Here is a 19,414-nt window from a genome sequence, read left to right on the forward strand (position 1 = left end):
CAGCCTGAGGTGCATCTGCGCCCTGTGGCGGTGGTGCCTTACAAATCGGTCGCCGCTGTCATGGCTGCGGCACAGCGTTTGGGCGTCACCAAGATCGGGATGGTCGGGAATGAGCAGTTCTTGAAATAAACCAGGCAGTTTTTTGCCAGGCAGCATCGATGAAAAGGCAGGGCTCAGTTTTGATGCCCTGCCTTTTTACTTTTCACTTCGCTACCATCTGACAGGTTGCATGCCGTATTCAGGCTACGTGTGGCGGTGCCTCATATAATTCCAGCGGTAAATTATCCGGGTCTGCAAAAAAAGTATAACGCCTCCCGGTAAATTCATCGATGCGTATCAACTCCACGATAACACCCAGCGACTCCAGATGTGCCTTGCAGGCTTGCACATCATCGACTTCAAAAGCCAGATGCCGCAAGCCTTGCGCTTCAGGACGTGAAGGCCGTAACGGTGCATGTGGAAAAGAAAATAATTCCAGTTGAGCACCATCCGGCAGAGCCAGATCCAGCTTGTAAGACTGACGTTCTTCCCGGTAATTTTCAGCGATGATGCGCAGGCCCAGAACTTCCGTGTAGAAATGCCTGGAAACCTGGTAATCGGCACAGATGATGGCCGCGTGATGAATGCGTTTGAGCATGAGTCAATGCCGGAAATGTTTAATGCCGATATGAATGACTACCTGTCCCATCGCCAGCACTGTTATGCGGACGATGGGACATAAAGTAGGCCACAGCCCTATGCTTTTTCCATGAATGCAAAATACAAATCACGCGCACGAGTGGCGATTTCACCGACGGGCAGGCTACGGTCTTCAAAGCGCGTACAAGGTGTGACCTTGGCAAAATTGCCGGTATTGAAGATTTCTTTAGCGGTCAGCAACTCTTCTGGTTTTACAGTGCGCTCGGACACATTTTTGCCGTCTTCTTTCAACAAGCCGATGACGCGTGCCCTGGTGATGCCTGACAGGAAACTGCCGTTCGCCACTGGCGTAACGATTTCATCATCAGCAGTGACGAAAAAGATATTGGCCGTAGCAAACTCTGCCACATTGCCATGCACGTCGCACACCACGCCATTATCAAACCCACGCTCTTTGGCTTCGCGCAGTGCCTTGGTTGAATTGGGATACAGGCAAGACGCCTTGGCATCTGTTGGTGCCATCGATGGATCAGGGCGACGCAGGCTCGACAGGCAGGCTGAGAAGCCTGAGAAAGACGGCATCGGTGCATCAAACAATGTCAATGCAAAACCGGATGTCGCCGCGTCAGGGATCAACAAACCATCAGTACCAAAAACCAGCGGGCGTATATACAGCTCCGCATCGGCCGGGAACAGTTTGATGCCTTCACGGCACAAGGCTTCAAGTTCATCAACCGTGTAAGGACATTGCAAACCCAGGCGTTGTGCTGACTGGATGACGCGTGCCAGATGCAGACGCAAATCCGGTGTCAGCCCACGTATGGAACGTGCACCATCAAACACGGAAGAACCCAGCCAGACCGCATGGTCCATGGCACCAAACAGGGGGGTATTACCTTCGCTCCATTGTCCTTTGAAATAGCTGCGGTACATTTTTATTCCTTATACGGGTGAAGTAAACTGGGGTTGCTGCGCATTGCAAAACTGAACAAAATGCAAACAGGCTGTGCCTGGCAAGCTTAAAGCTAGCTTAAATGTAGCACATACCCAAACCGCCTGATGCTTCCGGCCGGTTTCAAAGACTAGTTTAATGAATCGTTTAGTTGCCAGCAGGATCAATGGCATGATTATTGGTCGTGCCTGCTGGTGCCGGGTTCACACTGCGGTCACTGCTGCGGATAACTACATATTGCTTGCGAAATTCCAGGCCACGCTGTGGCCATTTTTTTGCATAAGATTTCAGGTAATCAAGGGCAGGTAAAAAGTCTTCTCCATTTACACGGCAGTCCGCCGCCAGATTGCCGTCATTGTCACGTGACGCAAATAGTCGCACACCAAGAAACTGGTCGGTTTGCAATAGGTCATGAAATGCATCCATGCTTTCGGTAAACAGGCAGCAAGGGCAAAACGGGTGTTCTTCTTTTTGTTTCGGTGCAGCCAGGGTCGCCAGATGGGCAACAGGCCCGAGGATGACCTGGCGAAAGGGCGATTTACCTTCGGCAGTTTCACTTTCCGGTGTCACATTCATCTCTATGACGGTGCATGCCTTCGGGGTATCGTCAATGGCATCGAGCAGGGTCAGCAAATCCATCCTGGCCCAGGTGCGAAAACCCTCAGTTATCGCCGCCTCTTCTATTGCGCCCATGGCATGCTGATATTCATTCAAACCTAGGGGGAAATAACTGGCATGGTTCAGGTAAATGCGGGTGCAGGTACGTATCTTGTCTTCTGCCAGGGTGATATTTTCCAGACGTTCTGCCGTCAATATCAGGCCACCTGGCAACAACAGGCTAGTCCCTTCCGGGGCTGGCTTCATGCCTTCAGCAATCAAGACATCGGCCAGCATTTGCATCAATTGCGGATCAGCTTTGATCTGTGGCAATGTCAGCGCAGGTAAGTCCTGACTGACTTTAGCGGAAGTGAATTTGTTCCTGATGGCCTTGAAGGCGTTGGTGAATGACATAGAGATGCAGGCTTAAAATTAAATCAGCCTGCATTGTAGCAAGAATGTTTCAGCTACCGCCGCAGGGTCATGTCTTACGCAGCGGTGCCGGCATTGCCTGCGTTAGCGTCAAGCGCCTGTGCATAGCGCGCCAGCGAACGATTGTAGCGTGGCAGATAAGTGGACAAGGCTGTCAGGCTCAGGGCAAGGGCTTCACGTTCACGACCCAGGTCTGCCAGCGCCAGGGCCAGGAAACCACGCAATGCGCCATCGAGTTCATCACTGCCCGCCTGCATTTCGGCAAATAATAAATCAGCCGCCCGTTGCGGGTCCCCCAGGTAACGGATGGAGCTGGCCATTTGTATATACGCACGCCGACGTCGCAAGCCACTCAGCCCCGCTGCCAGCGCCGCCTGGTATAGAGGCACGGCAAGTGCTGTAACACCGCATGAATCACGTGCGGCCCCACGTTCAAACAGAGCGATGGCATCGCCTTGCGGCAATTCAGCTGTCATTGCATCGATACGGTCGATGAAGTCGGCAGCTTCCAGCGTATCCAGTGCAGCCCATAATTCTGCCAGCCGCTGTTCCCAATCCGGGGGAATACTATGCATGATTTTCCCTTATGCGCTTATCTGCATGCGCTTACTTTGTATGTTCAAGTTTATGCCTTGATCGCGCTGATCAGGCCACGTGCATAGGCGGGTAACTCGTCATATTGCCTTACGCAAATCAACAACTGGCGCACAGCCCAGTTGTCGGTCAACCGTAACTGCCTGAGCGACATGATTTTTTCATAGCGCTGAGCCGCCGTCTCGGGGATGATGGCAATACCAGCACCACTTTCCACCATGCGGCATATGCCGTCAAAACTGCGCAAACGCAGGCGGTAACGCAAGCGCAAGCCGAGTTTTGCTGCATGCTCATTCAAATATTGTTGCAAGGCGCTGTCACCGGCCAGACCGACAAAATCATAAGCCAGGCAGGCAGCAAACGACAAATGATGATTGCTGTTCGCCAGTTGCACCAGCGGGTGATCGGCAGACGTTACCACGACAAGTTGATCGTTGCGGAAAGGGAAAGTCTGCAAACCCGCCGTGCTGACTGTATCGGCGACAATGCCTATGTCACCGAGGCCCTCAAGCATGGCATGCACGATGTCATTGCTCAGTCTTTCTTCCACTTCGATGTCCACTTGTGGATGTTCGCGCATGTAAATCGCCAGCGCCTGCGGCAAAAATTCTGTCAGTGCCGAGGTATTGCATAACAGGCGTATATGGCCTTTCAGACCCTGCGCATATTCACCGAGGTCACCGCGCAGTCTTTCCATTTGCTGCATCACTATGCGTGCATGATGCAGGAGCGTGCGGCCAGCATCGGTCACGTCGACGCCGCGCCGGTTTCGCACCAGCAAAGGCACGCCCAGCAAATCCTCCATGCCGCGCAGCCTGGCACTGGCCGACGCCAGCGCCAGATGGGCGCGCTCTGCCCCGGCGGTAATGCTGCCCGCTTCGACAACATGGCGAAACAGTTGCAGGTCTATCAAGTCAAAGCGCATGGCAGTAATTTCCCTATGGATAAAACGAAGGCTGACTGAGTATATTCCACATTTCCATCAATTGTTAAAAATGGCAAACTGTCCATATGGAAAACCTTTTCAACTTCAGCAATGATGGCCTGCCCCAGCATTTGCTGCTGATATGTGTCGTGTTTGTCATCGCAGGCCTGGTCAAGGGTGCGATTGGCCTGGGCCTGCCCACGGTCGCGATAGGCTTGCTGAGTCTGGTCATGAAACCCATGGAAGCCGCGGCCTTGCTGATTTTACCTTCGTTTTTTACGAATATATGGCAACTGGCCGCCGGGCCCGATTTAAAGCTGCTGTTACGCCGATTGTGGCCCATGCTGCTAGGTGTATGCATTGGTACATTTGTGGCTGGTCTGGCATTCAGACAGGTCAACAGCAGGTGGTCAGGCATGGGCTTGGGGCTGGCACTGATCATCTATGCACTGATGGGCATGGCATCCATACAATGGACAGTCAAGGCAAATAGCGAGCGCTGGCTGGCTCCGGTGATTGGTACCGTGACAGGCATGATCACCGCAATCACTGGTGTCTTTGCGCTGCCAGCTGTACCTTTTTTACAGGCACTCAAGCTGGAAAAGGATGCGCTGGTACAGTCAATGGGACTGGGCTTCACGGTATCGACCGTGGCCCTTGCGGTCAATCTGGCATTTGCCGGCTCCCTCGATTTGTCACGGGCAGGCAATTCCCTGTTTGCCCTGGTACCCGCACTGGCGGGCATGTGGCTAGGGCAAATATTGCGCAGCAAGATGAACCCTGTGCTTTTCAGGCGCTGTTTCTTTGCCGGCTTACTGGGCCTGGGTTGTCATTTCTTTTGGGGAGCCATCGCATGATCAATACCCTTCATCATCTCACTGCCCTCAATAACATCAATACGCCTGATGCAGCAGAGAATGCGTCCCCTCTGAAAATTTGCAGACAGCAAGCCGATGCCGACAAGGCCAACATCGTGCTGTATGCCTTTCTTGACCAGCAGCACGTGGGGGCGCTTGATTGCAGTATCCTGGAACAGCAAATTGATGTGCATGTACTGTATGTCAGGCCCGCGTATCGCCAGCAGGGCATCGCCAAAGCCCTGCTGGCCTCCTTGTGCCATGATTTTCCCGGGCGGGAAATTCACTGTCAGCAGCAACATATTTGATAGCCATGAGGTATGAAAATCCGCACCTGAAATCGCCACAAGCCGCTTAATTTGCTCTACCATCAGTGATACACGCAAGTAAAATTGACATCGCTGAAGAAGGTAAGCCGCAATGAATATTGAAGTTCTTTTCCCCACCCTGATAGGTACAGCACAAGCCGATACCGCCACCATCAGCCTGATCAATGCCGAAGTCTTAAAGCAAAAAGACACCATGAACAAGTTGCTCAGCTATGCATGGGGCGACAATGTCCTGTCTTCATTTGATGCCGAGAAAAACATCTTTGTTGCAGCCAGTTTACAGGCGCTGAAAAAATTCGTCGAGGACAATGTCTTGCAGTTTGTGCAGATGACCAGGAAAGACAAGGACTGGAAAATCGATCACCAGTACACGCAAAGCTGGATCAATGTCACGAAAAAATTCGGTTACCAGGAAAGGCATAATCACGAAAGAAATGTCGAAGGCATACCCATCAGTGGCGCCTACTATTTCAATACCAATCAAAACGATGGCGAGCTGGCGATCTTCCCTTGTGACATGCAATACAAACAATTTGAAAATCACGTGATAGAACCTGTCATAGGCAAGCTGGTCTTGTTCCGCTCAGATGTATTTCACCGGGTTGGCCCCAACCTGACTGACACGGACAGGGTCTCGTTCAGCTTCAATTATCTGTTGAATAAATAATACGGCGGCCCAGAAACCAGCCTGCACCGGATGCAGGCCGTATCTGGCAAGGCTTATTCATTGCTGAGACAATAAATGCTTCGCGAAGAATGCCGTGATTTTCTGGTCTACATCGGCTATCTGGCTGCGGTCAAAACCTGGTGGATCGTTCAGCATATCACCCAGCAAACCTGTAAAACCGGGCGGCAAGGGTGAGAGCAAGGCACCATGTCCACCGGTCTGTATATCTGCAATGCGTTCGCAGGTTTTGCAAGCCTGCATCACACGCTCGCCATGAAATTTTGGAACCAGCCAGCGGTCTTGCCGGGCAGTGACCAGCCCCAATAGCACCGATGGGTTTTCCAGTGAGGTCATGTCAAAATCGGCTGCGGCCGGTACACCAGCGACTACAGCGGCCACACGTGGATCATGATGTTCGCGCATGGTGGTATCGCTGAAGCGATGGCGTATGATCAGGAGGGCGACCCATTTTTTCAGGCCGTCCAGCATGCCACCTGTCAGACGGGTATTGAGCCCGACGCAGGATTGAAAGTCTTCTGCAAGGTCAGCTTCACAATGCTGCTTGAACCCGGCTGGTGACCAGCGCCCGCCCGCCATACTCAAGGCCGTGTGACCGCCGGCGGACATACCGTAGACCCCCACTTTATCCAGATTCAGCAAGGGGGCAAAACGCGGGTCGCGGCCAACTGCATCAATGGCGCGCGACACTTCCCGTGGCCGCAGGGTCCAGCTATCGGGGCCGGGATGACTGTCATCCTTATAATTATCAGCATGATGTTCTGGCAGGGCGACAACAAACCCGGCATTGACCAGCGCCGTCGCCAGATCGGCGTGTACCCAGGGAGAACCGCCAGAACCGTGCGAAATGATGATGAGATGGCCATTACCGCGTACTGGCGCGCCTTGTGCTGCGGCTGTCAGGTCAAGACGGCCATGGTGAATCACCCGCATGTCATCATGGGACGGGTAATACAGGGTTACCGGCCCATCGGTGGCATTAGCAGGAATTTCGCTCAGGCCAACACCAGCCCAGGCAATATTGGAACCCATGCCCCAATCAGCGAGCAGGCTTAACATCAAGGCAAAGAAATAGCGTGACCGGCCTGGCCTGATCATATTCAACACGGCATTCATAGCGGTTTCCTGAAAATGTCCCAAAGGCGGCTGCCCAGGGTGACATCACTATGCGCATCGTCAGCGCCTATGTCTTGCCTAAGACTGAAATTTGAGTTTTCGGCTAGGCGATTTCAGGAATCGGCCATATTTAATTTGCGAAACTCGCTGGGTGTGAGCCCCGTGGCTGCCTTGAACGCCCGGTTGAACGGGCCTATGGATTGAAAACCGGATTCCAGTGCAATACTCAATACCGGCAATTCACGCCTGGCTGGATCACGCAATGCCGCACATGCTTCATCCAGACGAAAGCCATTGATATAGGCATTGAAGTTGCGATGACCAAGACGCTGGTTGATCAGGCGTCGCAGGCGGTATTCAGGAACCTGCAAACGCGTTGCCAGACTGGCCAGGCTCAAGTCTTCGCTACGATAGGCACGCTGGTCTTTCATTAATTGTTGCAAGGCCTGTGCCAGGCTGTCATCGGCGGAGTCGGTCTGGCTGGCTTGTTCAGGTGAATCTGGTGTGTGCTTATCGATACCTTTGCCCGCTAGGTCGCGGTCAGAAACGGCTTCAGTTTGTGCAGGCTGCGAGGCAAGCTGAAAAGCAAGCTGCGAAGATGGAAATAATTCCGTACTTCCCAATTTAAGCAAACGGGAAGCGGTTACAGCAACAATAACCAGCAAAACCAGCACATCCACCATCGCGGCTGGTGCCGCCATCCGGCCTTGCGGCGAACCCAGCCGCATCAGCAAAGACGCAATGGTATAGACAATGCCAGTCAGCACGATAAATGCCCGCAAGCGGCGGCGTGGTTCGACCAGATCAGACTGCCAGTGCCTTGCTGCTGCCACGGCAGCCAGCACCGCAAAAACCAGAGGTGCACCGCGCTGCACAGCGAAGCTGATGTCAGCGAATGGCAAGCCGCTATTGGCAAGCACAGCGCAATTGAGGCCGCTCATGCCAGCCACGGCTACCCACAACATGAAATACAGAGGTTTGAAACTGAATTCGTCGTCAAACAGGGCCAGCGCAAATAGCCAGAACAAGACGGCATTGCCGACCGATACGGCGACCAATGGTGCCTGCCACAGGCGGGGCGCGATCGCTTCAAACAAGGGCGTGCTGGCAAAGACCTGCACACATAAACCCAGGCATAAGGCGAGACCGATACGCACAACAACCAATTGAGACCGCTCGCGCCACAACACCACAGTGAGCGTCAGCAACAGTGCTGACAAGGTGCCGCGCAAGGCGGCATCGATGAGGACAAGTGGGTCAGTTGCGGACATAAAGGTTCATCACTGGCGTATCGTCTATTGGTATCGGCTGATAATGCCAACTCGTTTTCAACAACGATTTTAAATGCCGCTCAACTATCGAGATGCGATATCAGCAAATTGCTGAAGCGTGACAGTTCCTTGCGCTTGATATCTTCCGCACCGGCAGTGTCCGGCGCATCCACCGACAGGCCCACAGCCATGATATCGATGAGCAGCAATTGCAAAATGCGCGAAATCATAGACAGGAAAGTGGCATTGTCCTCGGTATGATTGACCGCCAGGCAGACCGTGGCCTTCTTTGCCAGCGGTGACTGGTTAGGGGTAATGGCAATCACATCCGCACCGGCATGGCGGGCAGCGTCAACGGCTTTCAGCAATTCTGGCAACTTGCCTGAATTGGAGACGACAATGACGACATCACCAGGATTGAGCAATTCTGCCGCCATCGAAAACAGGTGAGCGTCTCCATAAGACGCAGTAGGGATGCGGAAACGGAAGAATTTATGCTGTCCATCCAGCGCCACGGCGCGTGAATTGCCCATGGCATAAAACTCGACCTTGTTCGCCTTGCGCAATAAGGCAATGGCCTGGTCGAGTGAGCGTACATCCAGCTGGTCGCGGAAATTCAGGATGGCCGACACCGTATTGTCGATGACCTTGGCGCTTAAATCATGCGTGCTGTCACTCATGCGCACCTGGCTGTGACGCACAGGGATGGTACCGGTCAGGCTGCTGGCAAACTTGAGTTTGAAATCAGCCAGACCGAGGAAGCCCAGCGAGCGGCAAAAGCGGATGACGGTAGGCTGGCTGACATCCGCCAGGCGGGCGATTTCAGCAATCGCTTCATTCAATACCGTGCGCGGGTTTTCCAGTACCAGGGCGGCAACACGGCGCTCTGCCGGTGTCAGCTCGGTCTGGATTTGCTGTATGCGGTCCATCAGTGAACTGTCGCCACTGCGGCCACGTAAATGTTCGGACAAAATTGCCGACACACCATAAAACGCTGGATTGGGCGTGGTAATGATAAAGGTTGGTATTTGCGCCAGGTAACTGGAAAAACGCCCTTTCGCTTCAAAGCGCATGCGGAAGGCCGACGTCAAAAACCAGTCACCCATGAGCGGCACGATACCGCCGCCTATGTAGATGCCGCCAAAAGCCCCCAGCGTCACGGCGAGGTTGGCACTGAAGCTGCCCAGCATGGCGCAAAAACATTCCAGGGTTTCCAGGCACAGTGCATCGCCATCAGTCAATGCGCCACGCATGATCTCCTGTGCGGGCAAGGCTTTGGCGCTGACCTGGTTGCGGTCAGCCAGCGCACGGTAAATCAGTTCCATGCCGGGGCCGGAGATCAAGCGCTCGGTCGATACATGCGGCCATTCTTTCCAGGCGAATTGCAAAATCGCATATTCGCGTTCATCCGTTGGTGCAAAATTGACGTGACCGCCTTCACTACCCAGTGTCACAAAGCCGTCAGAAGTCGGGATCAGGCCAGATACGCCCAGACCAGTGCCCGGCCCCAATACCCCAATGACAGATTTTGCCACTGGCGTGCCACCGCCGACCTGCATCACGTCTTTTGCCTGCAAGCCTGGCAGGGACATCGCCAGCGCAGTAAAATCATTCACGATCAGGAGTGTGTACAGGCCAAATTCACGGCGTACATCTTCGATGGAAAACGCCCAGTCACGATTGGTCATCCTGACCTGGTCACCGTCGATAGGGTTGGCAATCGCAAAAGCAGCATGATGGACTTTGCTGTTCGGGTTGCCTGACAGGTAATCGCGCAACAAAGGGACGATGCCCGTGTATTCATCGCACTTCAATACACGGACGGCTTCAAATACACCGGGTGAAGATTCCAGCGTAAAACGCGCATGGGTTGCGCCGATATCTGCCAATAAGCGTGGCCCACCGGAAAAGCCCGCTGCGCTGCCATGTTCTACAAGTGCGTGTTCTGTCGTCATGCTGTCTTCATTTTACGGTTTGTTGCCATTTTTTCACAAAGAATGCGATCCCGCAATTTACCACAATCCCTCCTCTGTTCAGGCGACAACATAACAAAAATCCCTGCAGTAAGAAAGTGTTGGCGAATACGTCAGCAATGATATTCAGAGAAATATCATTTATTTAAGTGGATCTGCAAATTTGCGACGGTATTTTTTTGCCAGTGCATATCCAGCGTCAACAGCTTCCCGGCTTCATCCCAGTTAAAAGGCACGATCCTGTTTTGCAGGCGTACCTGCACTGGCTTCTTGATGACATTATGGACATACAACGTGATATCCCTGTCGACGGGCTCAGCATGCCGGCCAGTTTTAGCCCGCAAGCCTATGCGCAATTCTTTTGCCCTGGCGGTGCTATTAAAATGCATGAGGGTATAAGCCCCTTTTTCAAAGGCATTTGCAGTTTCACCATCATCGTCATACAGCTTGCCCGAAGACTGATGGACAGTCGCATCATGGTAATAATGCAGTTCCAGTTTTTTGGCTGAATAGTCACGCGTGTTTTGTATCAACCCTGTCATGGGTACAAACGCACCACCGCGTACATAGAGCGGGATATGGTCTTCCAGCACTGCGACCCTGGCAGTCGTGCCAGCGGGGTATGACTGCCCGCTGTAAAAATCAAACCAGTTGCTGCCTGCCGGAAAATAAACGGTGCTCTCTTTTTCAGCGGCCTTCAATACCGGATGCACAAGAAAGCTGTCACCCCATAAATAAGTGTCATCCACGTTCAACAGTTGCTGATTATCCGGCTCGGCATAAAACAGGGGGCGCATGAAAGGCAAGCCATGCTGGTTATTATCAAAAGCCAGCGTGTAGTTATAAGGCAGCAGACGATAACGCAATTCAATGGCCGCTTTTGCCAGTGCCTTTGTCTTTAGCTCGCGCAAAACCGGCTCAGACGCCACCTCTTCTTGCGCATGCGGGCGAAACACCGGCTGGAATACACCATACTGTAACCAGCGCGCATATAACTCGTCATCGAGATTGGCCCCGGCAAACCCGCCCAGATCAGAATGCATATATGCCATGCCCTGCATGCCCATCTGCAAGGCGATTTCAGGTTGTGAACGCAAGCCACCCCAGGTGCGGTTGACGTCGCCGGACCACGGTATCATGCCCATTCTTTGCGAGCCGGAATAACCAGAACGCATGAGGATGAAGGGCCGTTGATCCGGGTAATCCTTCTTATAGCCATCCGCAATCAGTTTTGCCCAGTTGTGACCGTAGATATTATGCAGTTCATCCGCACTGCCGGTCTTGTGCTGCAAGGCAGAGGGATGCACTTCAGGTTCACCCAGGTCGCCCCACCACCCTGCCACGCCCATATTTTTGAGGTCTTTGTAGATAGACCAGAACCAGTCCTGTGCAGGCGGGTTGAAAATATCGATGAGGCCGGTGTTACCAAAATAAAAATCGTAAGTAAACGGCTTGCCCTGTTTGTCAATGGCCAGCACATTTTTATCTACCGCTTCCTGCCATCTTTTTGAAGTCGTCAAAATGAAGGGTTCGGTAATCAATATCGTCTTGATACCCTGCTGGGCGAAATCGGCGATCATGCGCCTGGGATTGGGGAAACTGTCCGTATCAAATTCCAGGTTGCCCATGGTGCCCTTGATATCCTTGCCGAACCAGTAAAGATCAAAGATGATGGCATCGACCGGGATTTTTTCAGCACGGAATTTATCCAGTATGCTGCGCGCCTCGGCTTCATTATGATAACCAAAGCGGCTGGCGAAGTTGCCAAAAGTCCAGCGTGGTGGCAAAGGCTGGCGACCAGTCAGTTGCGTGTAATTGTCGACGATATCAGCCCAGCTGTCGCCAGCGATCACCTGGTAGGTTTTACGTCCGCTGATGGTTTCATACGCGAGTACATTTTCTTTCCTGCTGTCCAGATCAAGCTGGCCTGTGGCGGCATTATCAAAATGCAGGCCATACATTTTTGATGAAAATACCAGCGGCATGGCAAAGTTCATCTGCGCTGAACGCTCTTCATAGCCATAATGTGCCTTGTTATACAAGGGCAGACGGTTGCCACGCCGGTTCATGCCCAGCGCACGTGCGCCACCACCATACAGGGCTTCGCTGCTGTCGAGATTGAAATCGAGGATGTCGGCATCGCTGGCTTTGCGGTAACCATTTTTTTCCGACAGCAAGTACTTGCCCTTATAAGCATAGGCAACCTGGAATGGCGATTTCGTAATGGTGACCGTCACGCCACCAGCCTGGTAAAGGATGCTGTCAGCGCTTTCCCTGAAGCTGGTCTTCATGCGTGCGGCGGCCAGCACCACCGCGTGCGAAGCCGGGTTGAAGCTTTCCCCGGCCGGAATAAAGCTGGCCTCCATGATCTTGCCAGAATAAGGCTTGAACATATACAGGCCATCATTGGTCCTGATTTCAAGATGGTCAGCCAGGCGGCTTACCTGCACAATGCTGCGCTGGGTATTTTGCGCCTGTACTGCGCTTGCCAGCAAACAGGCGGCAAGGGTGAACAGACTCAATTTTGCTATGTGCTTTTTTTTCATACTGTCTTTACTGATTTTATTTTTTTGCTTTTGCTTTTATTTTCGCCAAAGCAGACTCGTCGGCGGCAATCAGCGCAACGCTCAGGCTGCTGTCAAACTGTACCTGGCCATTGTGGACGATGGCAGTTGTGCCTGAATAGGCGTCCCTGAGCTTTTGCCCATCAGCAAATACACCGCTTACGGTGATCGCTGTCTTCCCTGTCGCGGGCAGGTCGAGTGCAATGACGACCTTGTCGCTGATACCGTCTTTGTTATAAGTGCGCTTGAAGGTGTAGGGCTGGTCTGCCAGTTTTTCATGCAAGCCCGCACCTATGGCAGGATGGGCACGACGGAATAAACCAAGCCGGCTCCAGTGCTGGCGGACATCGGCGATGCGGTAGCCCTGCCTTTCCATATTGCCTGCCAGTTCATCCCAGTTCATGGGCGAACGCAAGGCAGCATCACCCTGTGCATCAGCTGCATTCAACACACGTGCTGTTTCATCACCATAATAAATTTGCGCGGCACCCGGGCTTAACAGCAGCTTGTTCGCGGCTTCAAAGGGCTTCTGGCGTTGCAGGTCAAACGGCCCGCCATCATCATGTGAACTGATGTAATTCAATACCGAATAGCCTTCCAGGGAGCCATGCAGACGAGTGGAATAGTCACTGAACAAGGCTTCATACGATCGTTTCGCATCCGACTTGAAACCAAAATTGATCAGGCTGTCAAAACCATTCTGATAAAAATTGACACTGCGACCAGCTCCCATGTCAAACAACAAGCCATGCGCGAGTGCATAGTTATACACTTCGCCGGTCATGAAGAAGGCCTGATCGCCCAGCTTTTTGGCAGGGTTATTGCGCTTCCATTCTTCATACGCGGCGCTGGCGACGGTGCGCAGTTCTTTCCATACTTCCGGCTCGGTATGTTTGGCGGTATCAGCACGAAAGCCATCGACGCCGTATTTTCTTACCCAGTCGGTATGCCATTTCATCAGGTAATAACGTGGTGCACGTGGCCAGCCGGTATGGGTAAAGAAATCATCCAGCTCGTTGACTTCCCGTTCATAGCGCCCTTCTGCTTTCCACTTGTCGACCAGTGCCGGTGGCAGTACCACATCGGCCGTGCTGTCGGTGCGTATATCCGGCAGGTTGTCTACCAGGGTGCAACTGACTGTGGTTTCGGTATCTTTATAGGTACAGGTAGGGCTGGTTCTTACCCAGGCATCTGGCCAGACCGGGTCTTGTGGCGTGACCGGCCCCAGATGGTTCATCACCACGTCGAGCAAAACACGTATGCCGTGTGCATGGGCGGTATCGACAAATTCCCGCATGTCAGCTTCCGTACCCAGGTTGGCATCGACACTGCTGAAGTCACGCGCCCAGTACCCGTGAAAGCCATAGGATTTGCCTGTGCCTTCATCCGTACCGGCATGGATTTGCTCTACTGGCGGCGTCAGCCAGATCACATCGACGCCCAGATCCCTGAAATAGCCAGCCCTGATTTTGGCAGTGATGCCAGCCAGGTCGCCGCCCATATACGCACGCAAGGGCGCGGCATCCCGCTGGCGGCCATAGGCCAGGTCATTGCCAGGGTCGGCGTTGTAGAACCGGTCTGTCAGCAGGAAATAAACGGTCGCGTTTTCCCAAAGAAAGGGCTGTACTGCTGCCGTCCTGTTTTTTGTGGTTTGTGCCGATTGAGCAAAGGACGCGGGAATCGAACCCGCGGCCAATGCCACAGCAAGCGCTATGGCCTGCGCTGCCAGCCTCATGTTTCTCATGTCTGCAAACTTCCTGTCGTTGCAATCAGATGATGGCTGCACTGGCGGCAGTTTCATCTGACGCTGCTACCTCTACATGTTCTGCCGCTTCATCCTTGACCAGCAGGGTCAGCACACCCGCAAGTATCATGCAGAAGCCACCCAGCATCAATACCTTGACCGACTGGTTATTGAAGAAGTTTTTCATTATCGCGCCCAGGACCACGCCGGCAACGATCTGCGGTATCACCACGAAGAAATTGAACAGGCCCATGTAATAACCCATGCGGTTGGCTGGCAAGGCACCAGCCAGTATCGCATAGGGCATGGTCAGTACACTGGCCCAGGCGATGCCGACACCCACCATGGGCAACAGCAGCATTTGTTTGGACGTGATCATGAAGATGCTGACCAGGCTGACACCGCCAATCACCAGGCACAACATATGGACAAACTTGCGGCTGGTCATTTTCGCCAGTACCGGCAACAGAAAAGCTGCCAGCGCAGATACGCCGCCATAAACGGCAAACATGATGCCGACCCAGTTGCCACCTTCCTGGAAAGCGGCTGATTGCGCGTCACTGCTATGAAACACGGTTTGTGCAATCGAAGGCGTGGTGTAGACCCACATCGCGAACAGCGCGACCCAGGTAAAAAACTGCACCAGGGCCAGTTGCACCATGGTCTTGGGCATTCTGGCAAAGCCACCCAGGATTTCTGTCACAGCCTTGCCTATACCCTGGTTATTTTTGCGTTCCAGTTTAAATTTTTCCAGGTCAGCCGGTGGAATTTCCTTGCTGGTAAACACCGTCCACATTACCGACAGGGCAAATACCGCACCGCCAAAATAAAAGGAATAACGCACGGTATCAGGGATGGCACCATTCACCGGCACATTGCTGACGCCGAGATAATCGGTAAAGATGGTCGGCAGCAACGAGGCAATCACGCCACCGCAGCCGATGAAAAAAGTTTGCATGGCAAAACCTGCCGTCTGCTGCGACACATCAAGCTTGTCACCGACAAAGGCACGGAAGGGTTCCATGGAAATATTGATGGCGCTATCCATCATCCACAGCACAGCAATCGCCATCCACAAGACGCTGGAATTGGGCATGAGGAACATGGCAATGGACGCCAGCAAGGCACCGATGAAAAAGAAAGGACGGCGACGCCCCCAGAAGGGATGCCAGGTATTGTCGCTCAGGTAGCCTATCACCGGCTGTACCAGCAAACCCGTAATAGGCGCAGCCAGCCAAAAGAGGGCCAGATCATCGGGGTTAGCCCCCAGGGTAGAAAAGATACGGCTGGTATTGGTATTTTGCAGTGCGAAACCGAATTGAATACCAAAGAATCCGAAACTCATATTCCAGAGCTGCCAGAACGACAGCCTGGGTTTGTATGCCAATGCTTGCATGGTGTTTTGTCCCCAAATTTTTATGCATTTCTTATGACTGCTTTTGCGATTAATGGTAATGCGCCTCGGTACCTTTACAGTGCCTGGAAATTTTTTATTCTCCATCAAGGAGAGAAATTTCTCTTGGCTGACATCTGTTCAAATACCAGGCTGTAGCTTCCCAACAAAGCCACAAACACCAGGCATGAATCGCAATTTTGAAATACTAACACAGAGAAATGTAATCAAACTACATAAATATTTTCAACCAATTACATCACTCATTCAAGCCATGTAAAAATGGAAAAATCCTTGCATTCATACCAAATAAAACTGGCAACTGTAGCAAGACTACGATACCCACTTTTATGTTTACAGCAGATATGCCATATCGTCGGCGCAAATAAAAATACCCGCACGCTTGGTCGCAAAGCGGCGGGTATTCTTATCATTGAAAACAATTTATTCTCATTTACTCCTGAAAATAATTTCCCTCATTTTCTGCAATTTCGGATACACCACCGGCACGGTCAGCATGGTGCTGGCAATTGCCATGAGCAGCAAGGCAGTAAAGGTTTCACTGGTGATGATGTTTTTATCTAGCAGGATATTGACGAAGATAATCATGATCAGCGCCTTGGTCTGCAATAGCCAGCCGATGATGGATGCTTCGCCTTTTTCCCATTTCAGGATTTTGCCGGCGAGCTGTATACCCACCAGCTTGCCCGCAACGGAAGCCACCAGCAAAACCGCTGCCGCAATAAACACCGCCGTGCCGCCCATGGCCCAGTTGGTGCGCAAACCCGTGCTGAGAAAAAACACTGGCATGATGGCCAGCAAAACATGGTGGCGCATCAAATCCATTTTTTCCTGGTTAAACCAGTGTGCATCCATCACGGCACCGGCCAGGAAGGCTCCCACCATGAAATGCAAGCCAGCCCAGTCTGCCGCAAATGCACAGGCAGCCAGCCAGATCAGGCCCACGTACCAGCGATCACGTTCCTGCAACCAGATCATGAGTTTGCGGAACAGATAGGTAGCGACAGCAAACACGATCAAGAACCCGACTTGCCGCCCTACCCGCGTCCAGTCCAGCAGGATAATCGCCAGCACACCCCAGATGGCAATGTCATCGAGGCTGGCATAACGCAAGATGCGCTGGCCTATGGGCTGGCGCAGTATCTCCAGTTTTTCCATCAACAGGATCAGGATGGGCAAGGCAGTCACGGCACAAGCCATGCCCACACCCAACACGAATTGCCAGCTCAGGGCTTTGGGTCCCATCCAGCCATCTGTACTCAACATGCCATAGCCGGCAATGCAGCCAAACAGCAGGGGCATGCCCAGCGCCAGACCCGCCGTGATGCTGCTCTCTCCCTTGTGTTCCCAGGCTTTCTTCAAGTCCAGTTCTATTCCGGCAATCATGACAAAGATCATCACTGCCCACCAGGCAATGCCATTCAGGGACTGTATCACCTGGGGATTGAAAACAAACTTGTAGTAATCTGGAAAAGCTGCGCCCAATACACCTGGCCCCAGCAAGATACCAGTGATGATTTGCACAACGACCAGTGGTGCGTAATAATCGGTTTTACCTACCCGCCAGATCAGATAAGGCAGGGTGAAAATCACAAACATCGCGATCAGAAAAATCTCGGTGGTGCTCATCCCGGTATGCATAGTATTTTTAGTTTTGAAATTATTTTATGCGGCAAGGCTTCTTGCGAAACCCTGCGCTCCCCTGCCCTGGAAGCTGCTCAACTTTTGGCTGCACAATGCTGGGCAATATAGGCAGCATGTTCGGGCATGATAGCCACACATTTCTGCACTACCTCACGAACACTTTCAAGATATTCGATGGTGTCTGCTTCGGATTGCAAATCTACCAGAGGATTGGTGTTTTCCGGAATTAAATTTTGCCCCTCGAAGACCTGCAACCAACCAACCTCGGAAAATAATTCATTATCGACGCGCAACAGACGTCCGGTGGCGCGGAATAAATCCAGCTTGTGTTGCAAGCTATCTGGTACTGGCATGTCGGCGCAGGCTTTCCAGAAAGCAGAATCTTCCCGCTGATTGAGCTTGTAATGCAAAATCACGAAGTCACGGATGCGCTCGTATTCAAAACGTGACTGACGATTGTATTCTGCGATATCGACAGCATTGAAACCACGGTCAGGGAAAAAATCGATCAGACGCGCAATGGCTGACTGAATGAGGTGAATACTGGTCGACTCCAGCGGCTCCAGGAAACCGCTGGACAAGCCTATCGCCACCACATTCTTGTTCCAGGTCTTGTTGCGCATGCCAGTCTTGAATTTAATGACACGCGGATCAGCCAAAGGTTTGCCATCAAGATTGGCCAGCAGGACGGATGCTGCTTCATCATCGCTGACATACTGGCTGCAATACACATGGCCATTGCCTATGCGGTGCTGCAAAGGGATGCGCCACTGCCAACCGGCACGGTGTGCGGTGGCACGGGTAAATGGCAACAAGGGGCTGACCGATTCACAAGGCACGGCCTGCGCCCGGTCACAGGGCAACCAGTGCGACCAGTCTTCATAGCCAGTCTGCAAGGTTTGCTCTATCAGCAGGCCCCGAAAGCCTGAGCAATCAATAAACAAATCACCGGCAATGCGCTCACCGTTTTCCAATACCACGGCATCGACAAAGCCATCTGTTTCGCGCTGGCTGGCTGACAAGATCTTGCCTTCGGTACGGATGACACCGCGGGACTCCGCCACTTTGCGCAGATAGCGCGCATACAGGCTGGCATCAAAATGATAGGCATGAGCAATCTGATTCAAAGGCGAATTCTGTACATCATGGCGCGCTGGCATGAACTTGTTTGCCTTTGCCGCCATGCGCGTGATCGAATAGGCGGCCAGTTCATCAGCCTTGCCGAGCTTGCGCATTTTTTGCCAGTACTGATCAAAACGCACTGTGCCCAAGTCCTGGCCTATGGTGCCAAAGCCATGCATGTAACGGTCACCCGGCTTGCCCCAGTTGACAAATTCTATCGCCAGTTTGAACGTACCCTGGGTCTCACGCAAAAATTCGTTTTCATCTATGCCGACAACCTGGTTGAATCTTTGTATCATCGGTATGGTGGCTTCACCGACACCGACAATACCAATTTCATCTGACTCGACCACGCGTATCTGATATTGCCCCTGCAATACGCTGGCCAGTGCAGTTGCTGTCATCCAGCCGGCCGTACCACCACCTACTACTACAATATTTTTTATATTTGCATTCTGCATTTTTGTCTCCCCCAAAAAACAAGCCCCTGTAAGCATGCGCTGACTGGGGCTTGTTGGCAATCCGGCTTAGAACCTGTTAACGCTCTTACTTTGCG

Annotated in this window: 17 protein-coding genes; 4 read left to right on the forward strand and 13 right to left on the reverse strand. The window is 52.6% G+C overall.

What is annotated here, in order from left to right; translation table 11 throughout:
* On the forward strand, positions 1-129 hold a 129-nt coding region (locus ACO0LH_RS00005; protein WP_422940545.1), incomplete at its 5' end, for an ExbD/TolR family protein.
* A gap of 109 nt (positions 130-238) precedes the next feature.
* On the opposite strand, the gene ACO0LH_RS00010 is transcribed toward ACO0LH_RS00005, so the two are convergent.
* The 5 genes from ACO0LH_RS00010 to ACO0LH_RS00030 all read right to left on the reverse strand — a co-directional run bounded on the left by ACO0LH_RS00010 (position 239) and on the right by ACO0LH_RS00030 (position 4,139).
* On the reverse strand, positions 239-637 hold the full coding sequence (locus ACO0LH_RS00010; protein WP_422938980.1) for a VOC family protein: 399 nt from the start codon (positions 635-637) through the stop codon (positions 239-241).
* Between the two features lie 98 nt (positions 638-735).
* Positions 736-1,572 carry a branched-chain amino acid aminotransferase gene (locus ACO0LH_RS00015; protein ID WP_422938981.1) on the reverse strand — a complete coding sequence of 279 codons (837 nt, stop codon included), beginning with the start codon at positions 1,570-1,572 and terminating at the stop codon, positions 736-738.
* A 166-nt stretch (positions 1,573-1,738) separates the two neighbouring features.
* Positions 1,739-2,602, reverse strand: coding sequence for a DUF6348 family protein (locus ACO0LH_RS00020; protein WP_422938982.1), 864 nt, complete (start codon positions 2,600-2,602; stop codon positions 1,739-1,741).
* A 74-nt stretch (positions 2,603-2,676) separates the two neighbouring features.
* Entirely contained in the window at positions 2,677-3,195 is a 519-nt protein-coding gene (locus tag ACO0LH_RS00025) for a tetratricopeptide repeat protein (protein WP_422938983.1), read from the reverse strand.
* A 50-nt stretch (positions 3,196-3,245) separates the two neighbouring features.
* Positions 3,246-4,139 carry a LysR substrate-binding domain-containing protein gene (locus ACO0LH_RS00030; protein ID WP_422938984.1) on the reverse strand — a complete coding sequence of 298 codons (894 nt, stop codon included), beginning with the start codon at positions 4,137-4,139 and terminating at the stop codon, positions 3,246-3,248.
* 86 nt (positions 4,140-4,225) lie between these two features.
* Between ACO0LH_RS00030 and ACO0LH_RS00035 the strand changes: the two genes are divergently transcribed.
* The 3 genes from ACO0LH_RS00035 to ACO0LH_RS00045 all read left to right on the forward strand — a co-directional run bounded on the left by ACO0LH_RS00035 (position 4,226) and on the right by ACO0LH_RS00045 (position 5,992).
* Positions 4,226-4,996, forward strand: a complete 771-nt coding sequence (locus ACO0LH_RS00035; RefSeq protein WP_422938985.1) for a sulfite exporter TauE/SafE family protein — start codon at positions 4,226-4,228, stop codon at positions 4,994-4,996.
* Positions 4,993-5,304, forward strand: coding sequence for a GNAT family N-acetyltransferase (locus ACO0LH_RS00040; protein WP_422938986.1), 312 nt, complete (start codon positions 4,993-4,995; stop codon positions 5,302-5,304). Before ACO0LH_RS00035 ends, ACO0LH_RS00040 begins: the two co-directional genes overlap by 4 nt.
* 112 nt (positions 5,305-5,416) lie before the next feature.
* On the forward strand, positions 5,417-5,992 hold the full coding sequence (locus ACO0LH_RS00045; protein ID WP_422938987.1) for a putative 2OG-Fe(II) oxygenase: 576 nt from the start codon (positions 5,417-5,419) through the stop codon (positions 5,990-5,992).
* A 57-nt stretch (positions 5,993-6,049) separates the two neighbouring features.
* Here ACO0LH_RS00045 and ACO0LH_RS00050 read toward each other — a convergent pair whose 3' ends face one another.
* The 8 genes from ACO0LH_RS00050 to ACO0LH_RS00085 form a co-directional block, all read right to left on the reverse strand.
* Positions 6,050-7,126 (reverse strand): alpha/beta hydrolase family protein, encoded by a 1,077-nt coding sequence (locus ACO0LH_RS00050; protein WP_422938988.1) that lies wholly within the window; start codon positions 7,124-7,126, stop codon positions 6,050-6,052.
* 113 nt (positions 7,127-7,239) lie between these two features.
* Complete coding sequence (locus ACO0LH_RS00055; protein ID WP_422938989.1) at positions 7,240-8,397, reverse strand: helix-turn-helix domain-containing protein; 1,158 nt, start codon at positions 8,395-8,397, stop codon at positions 7,240-7,242.
* An 80-nt stretch (positions 8,398-8,477) separates the two neighbouring features.
* Positions 8,478-10,352, reverse strand: a complete 1,875-nt coding sequence (locus ACO0LH_RS00060) for a glucokinase (RefSeq protein WP_422938990.1) — start codon at positions 10,350-10,352, stop codon at positions 8,478-8,480.
* A 155-nt stretch (positions 10,353-10,507) separates the two neighbouring features.
* The gene (locus ACO0LH_RS00065) at positions 10,508-12,916 is read right to left on the reverse strand and encodes a TIM-barrel domain-containing protein (protein WP_422938991.1); all 2,409 of its coding nucleotides are present in this window, start codon (positions 12,914-12,916) and stop codon (positions 10,508-10,510) included.
* Positions 12,917-12,932: 16 nt separating this feature from the next.
* The gene (locus tag ACO0LH_RS00070; RefSeq protein ID WP_422938992.1) at positions 12,933-14,678 is read right to left on the reverse strand and encodes an alpha-amylase family glycosyl hydrolase; all 1,746 of its coding nucleotides are present in this window, start codon (positions 14,676-14,678) and stop codon (positions 12,933-12,935) included.
* A 25-nt stretch (positions 14,679-14,703) separates the two neighbouring features.
* Positions 14,704-16,074: an MFS transporter gene (locus tag ACO0LH_RS00075; RefSeq protein WP_422938993.1), complete on the reverse strand. Its 1,371-nt coding sequence runs from the start codon at positions 16,072-16,074 to the stop codon at positions 14,704-14,706.
* A 447-nt stretch (positions 16,075-16,521) separates the two neighbouring features.
* Positions 16,522-17,721, reverse strand: a complete 1,200-nt coding sequence (locus tag ACO0LH_RS00080; protein WP_422938994.1) for a cation:proton antiporter — start codon at positions 17,719-17,721, stop codon at positions 16,522-16,524.
* Positions 17,722-17,810: 89 nt separating this feature from the next.
* Positions 17,811-19,319, reverse strand: a complete 1,509-nt coding sequence (locus ACO0LH_RS00085) for a tryptophan halogenase family protein (RefSeq protein WP_422938995.1) — start codon at positions 19,317-19,319, stop codon at positions 17,811-17,813.
* Between the last annotated feature and the right edge of the window lie 95 nt (positions 19,320-19,414).

Origin of the sequence: Undibacterium sp. TJN19 (assembly GCF_049339485.1) — a bacterium.
Classification (GTDB): Bacteria; Pseudomonadota; Gammaproteobacteria; order Burkholderiales; family Burkholderiaceae_D; genus Undibacterium.

Coding starts and splice junctions, on each gene's coding strand:
- ACO0LH_RS00025 (WP_422938983.1), bottom strand. CDS start 3,195: ATGCATAGTATTCCCCCGGATTGGGAACAGCGGCTGGCAGAATTATGG.
- ACO0LH_RS00030 (WP_422938984.1), bottom strand. CDS start 4,139: ATGCGCTTTGACTTGATAGACCTGCAACTGTTTCGCCATGTTGTCGAA.
- ACO0LH_RS00010 (WP_422938980.1), bottom strand. CDS start 637: ATGCTCAAACGCATTCATCACGCGGCCATCATCTGTGCCGATTACCAG.
- ACO0LH_RS00015 (WP_422938981.1), bottom strand. CDS start 1,572: ATGTACCGCAGCTATTTCAAAGGACAATGGAGCGAAGGTAATACCCCC.
- ACO0LH_RS00040 (WP_422938986.1), top strand. CDS start 4,993: ATGATCAATACCCTTCATCATCTCACTGCCCTCAATAACATCAATACG.
- ACO0LH_RS00065 (WP_422938991.1), bottom strand. CDS start 12,916: ATGAAAAAAAAGCACATAGCAAAATTGAGTCTGTTCACCCTTGCCGCC.
- ACO0LH_RS00035 (WP_422938985.1), top strand. CDS start 4,226: ATGGAAAACCTTTTCAACTTCAGCAATGATGGCCTGCCCCAGCATTTG.
- ACO0LH_RS00060 (WP_422938990.1), bottom strand. CDS start 10,352: ATGACGACAGAACACGCACTTGTAGAACATGGCAGCGCAGCGGGCTTT.
- ACO0LH_RS00080 (WP_422938994.1), bottom strand. CDS start 17,721: ATGAGCACCACCGAGATTTTTCTGATCGCGATGTTTGTGATTTTCACC.
- ACO0LH_RS00050 (WP_422938988.1), bottom strand. CDS start 7,126: ATGAATGCCGTGTTGAATATGATCAGGCCAGGCCGGTCACGCTATTTC.
- ACO0LH_RS00045 (WP_422938987.1), top strand. CDS start 5,417: ATGAATATTGAAGTTCTTTTCCCCACCCTGATAGGTACAGCACAAGCC.
- ACO0LH_RS00085 (WP_422938995.1), bottom strand. CDS start 19,319: ATGCAGAATGCAAATATAAAAAATATTGTAGTAGTAGGTGGTGGTACG.
- ACO0LH_RS00055 (WP_422938989.1), bottom strand. CDS start 8,397: ATGTCCGCAACTGACCCACTTGTCCTCATCGATGCCGCCTTGCGCGGC.
- ACO0LH_RS00075 (WP_422938993.1), bottom strand. CDS start 16,074: ATGCAAGCATTGGCATACAAACCCAGGCTGTCGTTCTGGCAGCTCTGG.
- ACO0LH_RS00070 (WP_422938992.1), bottom strand. CDS start 14,678: ATGAGAAACATGAGGCTGGCAGCGCAGGCCATAGCGCTTGCTGTGGCA.
- ACO0LH_RS00020 (WP_422938982.1), bottom strand. CDS start 2,602: ATGTCATTCACCAACGCCTTCAAGGCCATCAGGAACAAATTCACTTCC.